Here is a 2,436-nt window from a genome sequence, read left to right as displayed (position 1 = left end):
AAGCGGCCGGCCAATCTCCCCCCTTGCGGGGGAGATGTCCGGCAGGACAGAGGGGCGTGCGAAGAAACGCGAACCCTGAAGAACTCGCCGCCGCAAGCCACTGACTATCTCCGGTCGCCAGCCGACCGCTTCTCGTTTCGGAGGACAATTTGATGGCCGCGCAGACGTTCGGCACTTTTCTCTTGTGGCTGATCATCGTCGCGATCGTCGTGGCGATCGCCGTCTATATCCTGCGGTGGCTCTACCGGCGTTCGACCAAGGAAACCGCCTTCGTGCGCACCGGCTTTCTGGGCGAAAAGGTGGTGGTGAACGGCGGCGCCTTCGTCATCCCGGTGCTGCACGAGATCACGCCGGTCAACATGAACGTGCTGCGCATCGAGGTGCGGCGCGAGGACGGCACGGCGCTGATCACCAAGAACCGCATGCGCGTCGACCTGATCGCCGAGTTCTTCGTGCGCGTCGGCGCCAGCCGCGAGCTGGTCGCGGCTGCGGCGCAGACGCTGGGGCGCCGGACGCTCCAGGAGGACGGGCTGCGCGAGCTGCTGGAAGGAAAATTCGCCGCTGCCATGCGCACCGTGGCGGCGCGGATGACGCTGGAGGAGATGCACGAACAGCGCGGCGACTATGCGCAGAAGGTGCGGGCTCTCGCCGCCGAATCGCTCGCCGCCAACGGGCTGGAGCTGGAGAGCGTCGCCATCGTCGACCTCGACCAGACCAGCCTGGAATTCTTCGACCCGTCCAACGCCTTCGACGCCGAGGGCCTGACGCAGCTCACCGAATCGATCGAGACGCGGCGAAAAATGCGCAACGAGATCGAGCAGCGCACGCTGGTCGACATCCGCAACCAGAACCTCGACACCCAGCGCAAGGTGCTGGAGATCGATCGCGAGAGCGAATATGCGCGGCTCGAACAGGAGCGCGAGGTGGAGATCCGCCGCGCCGCGCAGCGCTCCGAGCTGGCGCGCGAGCGGGCGGTGCGCGACCAGGAGGCCGAGCAGGCCCAACTCTCCGCCCGCGAGGCGGTGGAGAAATCGCGGCTGGCGCAGGAGCGCGCCATCACCGAAGAACGCATCCGCAGCGAGGAGGACACGCAGCGGCGCGAGATCGCGCGGCGTAGGGCTTTGGATGAGGCCGAGCTGAAGACGCGCGAGCTGACCGAGCGCGAGCAGATCGCGCTGGAGCTGGCGCTGGAGACGGCGCGCATCGAGCGCGAGCAGGCGCAGAGCCGGCTAGAGATCGAGCGCAGGAAGGCGCTGGAGATCGTCGAGCTGGAGCGGCAGATCGCGCTTGCCGCCAAGGCGTTGGAGGTGACGAAGGCGGAAGCCGAGAAGCGGCGCGCCGAGATCGTCGCCAACCAGTCGACCGAGGCGGAGCGGATCGCTCAGGACCGGGCGCTGGACGAGGTGCGGATCGCCCGCGAGCGGCATCTGGAAGCCTTGCAGATCGCCAAGCGGCAGGCCTTCGAGGAGGCCGAGATCGCCTCGGCGGAGGAGGTGGAGCGCGCCCGCATCCAGACCGAGCGCGGCATCGAGGAAGCTAAGCTGATCAGCCAGCGCGAGCTCAGGCAACTGGCGATCGCCCGCGACCAGAATGTCGAGATCGCCGAGATCCAGAAGGCGATCGACATCGCCAAGAAGACGCAGGAGCGGTCGTCGGCGATCGCCGCTTCCGAGGCGGTGCGCGCCAAGGCCATCCAGGCCGAGGAACAGGCGCTGACGGCGCGCGAGCGCGAGATCGCCGAGCGGCGCAAGCTGACCGATCTGATCGGTGCCAGCCGCGAGGCCGAGCGCGAGGCCCTGCGCGTCACCGCCGCGGCGGAGGCGGGGATGCGGGCGGCGAAGAGCCTTGCCGAGGCGCAGAAGATCGCCGCGGAAGCCACCGCCGAAGCGGAGAAGATCGCAGCGCTTGCCGCCGCGCAGCGCTATGAGATCGACGCCGCCGGCCACCGGCAGCTCAACGAGGCGGAGAACATGCTCTCGGAGCCGGCGCGCGCCAGCCGCACGCGCGGAAAAATCATCGACAAGCTCGAAGGCATCATCCGCGAGAGCGTCAGGCCGATGGAGAAGATCGAGGGCATCAAGATCCTTCACGTCGACGGCATGACCGGCGGCGCTGCCGGCGGTTCGGGGCGCAACGTCACCGACGAGGTGATCGATTCGGCGCTGCGCTACCGCGTGCAGGCGCCGATGATCGACAATCTGATGAAGGAGATCGGCATCGAGGGCGGCTCGCTGGGGCGCATGACCGACGTGCTGAGGGATGCCAAGGACATCGCCAGCCTGTCGCGGGAGAAGAAGGGCAACGGCAAGCCGAAGGCGGCGAAGGACGACGATGACGACCGCGATCGGTGAGCGGGGCTGGTCGCGCAGGATGGCGCCCCGTCGCACCCCCCTCTGTCCTGCCGGACATCTCCCCCGCAAGGGGGGAGATCGGCCG

The 2,436-nt window shown here is 68.3% G+C and carries 1 protein-coding gene; it reads left to right on the top strand.

Annotation, left to right across the window (positions count from 1 at the left end):
• Window positions 1-152 precede the first annotated feature (152 nt).
• Window positions 153-2,351: a flotillin family protein gene (locus AC5JDC_RS23435; protein ID WP_495845074.1), complete on the top strand. Its 2,199-nt coding sequence runs from the start codon at window positions 153-155 to the stop codon at window positions 2,349-2,351.
• The last annotated feature ends 85 nt before the right edge of the window (window positions 2,352-2,436 follow it).

The organism is Kumtagia sp., assembly GCF_059502445.1.
The sequence above is the reverse complement of the archived record's forward strand: the minus strand, read 5'-3'. Positions and strand labels throughout refer to the sequence as shown.